Origin of the sequence: uncultured Granulicatella sp. (genome assembly GCF_938030755.1) — a bacterium.
GTDB lineage: Bacteria > Bacillota > Bacilli > Lactobacillales > Aerococcaceae > Granulicatella.
Map to the genome: position 1 here is coordinate 1 of NZ_CALHIF010000023.1, position 2,346 is coordinate 2,346.

The 2,346-nt window shown below is 34.8% G+C and carries 2 protein-coding genes; both read right to left on the minus strand.

The genetic code is table 11. From position 1 onward, the window contains the following. A partial coding sequence (locus Q0594_RS02620) for an AAA family ATPase (RefSeq protein ID WP_298729470.1) occupies window positions 1–1,017 on the minus strand: 1,017 nt, incomplete at its 3' end. After that, window positions 1,014–2,346: DNA phosphorothioation system sulfurtransferase DndC (gene dndC, locus Q0594_RS02625; RefSeq protein WP_298729471.1), on the minus strand; the 1,333-nt coding region annotated here is incomplete at its 5' end. The genes Q0594_RS02620 and dndC, both read right to left, overlap by 4 nt.

Here is a 2,346-nt window from a genome sequence, read left to right on the forward strand (position 1 = left end):
TACTTGTTTTATATCTCCATTTTCAGCTTTATATTTTTTTAACATCATATCAATGTAATTAGACGCCGTTACTTTCGCCTCAGTCTCTTTTTCTCTAGTAGCACTCCATTTGATATCAAAAAGGGAATCTTTTAATAAAACAAGCGACAATACCCCTGACGCATATCCTATTAGCTTTTCTTGACTTTGTTCTTTCTGAGTGGAAATCAATGCACGTTTAGAAAAAAGAGTTTTCCTTTTTTCCATGACATTTCCACCAGCTGTTACATAGGCTAATTTTTTATCTTCAAGAGAAGCTTTTAATTCCGACAATACAAATTTCTTCTCCTCAATTTCAATTTCTATTTTTTTAAGCTTTACTTCAGCTTCTTCCTTTGCATTTCTTAGAAGCTCAATTTTTTTCGTTTCAGTAGCAGATTCTGATTTTTTTTGTACTCTTCTAATATTTCGTTTTACATCATCAGATAGTGTGTCTAAAACTGAAATTCCTAGCATAGCTCTAATGGAATCTTTCAATTGAGAATTCGTATTATCTACCGCTAACTCTGCAATTTTCTCACCATCGAAAAAAAAGAAATTTGACAGGGCACTTGGTAGAATATTCTCAACAAACATTGTCCAATTGTACGTTAAAAACTCACTATACTCCCCGTTTTTTTCTACGCTAATGTTTTCTGATGCCCTTACTTTATTTAAAGCAGACCATTCTCTCTTAACAATATATCTACTTCTCTCTACATCGTTATCTACAAATTCCAATTCGACATATGTTTGTTTTGTTCCATCAGCAACATTAACAAATGAACGCAGGTATTGTGCATATGAACTGTAGTTGCTTTCATGATATGCAAATGAATTTGCCCCATAAAGAGCTAATAAAACAGCTTCCAGAAAAGTTGTTTTTCCTCGTCCATTTAATCCACCAATTAGCACTACTGGCTTGTTCTCTATAAATTCAAATGTGTTTGTAGAAGCATATACACCAAAGTTATGCATCGTTAATCTTTTTATTATCATGCGTCAACATCCTCAAACACTACCGCGTAAGTAGATTCGTGCTCTCTAACATATTCTTCTAGGAATTTTTCGTTATATTTTCCGCCTAAATCTTTTTGTCTGTTTACTCGATTCGCGTAAAATTTTGTGGCATCCTCTTCATTTTTATAAAATGTTTTTCTAATACAGCCATCAATATTATTTAATATTCCTTTTCTTTCTGACATGCCTTTAGCTTGCAGTTCAGCATCTATAAGGCCTGCCATTAACTCTGGAAGTAATTCCTCATCAGCAAACAAATCATGGCAAACTTCCACCAAGATGTTCCATTCTTCTTTACAAAAAGATTCTGATCCAATCCATTCTGGATCATCAAATTCACATCCGATAACCTCTTTATATATTTGGGGTAAAGAATCATCAAATTCGTGCTTATTGTTAACCCAAATACGCCTTATTTCCCTTAACTCCGGAATAGTAATTAACTCTAAATCGCAGAATTCTTGCGGTCCATTGCACTGGATATCCTTTTGTATAGTTAATAATTTTCTAAGCCATTCTTCGCGTACTTCCTTTTTATATGGACCGTGATATAATCGCTGATAGCTCCCTTGAAGACTCCCATTCATTCTTCTAAAGCTACGGCGTTCTCTATCACCTTCAGTATTCCCAAATTCATTACGAAAATTTAGTAATGGTAACATCCATATTTTCTCATCGTCATTGGCTATCATAGCTTCCATAGATTTATCTTTCTCAACCATGGTACAAACCCAACATCCAAATCTACTTTTTCCACAACTAGGAAGATTTTTTTCTGCTTGTAGAGGGCATTCATTATCTGCTGTCGCACCACGATACAATGTTAAGAGATCCATATTGGAATAACCCCACGGGTTTTTGTATTGCATCAAGAAAACCCAAACATCATCGTCAGTCCAATCTTCGAGCGGTGAAAAAACCAGTTCGTTTGCCATTGTTGGATTAGGACTAAGCAATTCTCTTACTCTCTTTTTTTCATAATACACCATTGTGCGAGCACGCCTTGTACTTTCTGCTTTTCTTGTCCCAAGTACAAGTATTATTTCTCCATGCTCCGCTATACGTTCTTTAATAAATTTATTAACAGGTTGAATTTTAAGACGATCAGTACACCATCTATATTTCAGTCTTGGAAAAGGGTAACCTCGTCCTATTAAATTTACCCAGAAAGTATTTTTATTCTCAGGAGTTAAACGGTGAGTGACAAACGGCAGCTTTTCTGCACTCGCTGTTTGGTTCATTCTACATAATGATTTTTCTACCCATTTAGCTATAACTGGTGATTCTACTAAAGTGTCCGTATTAATT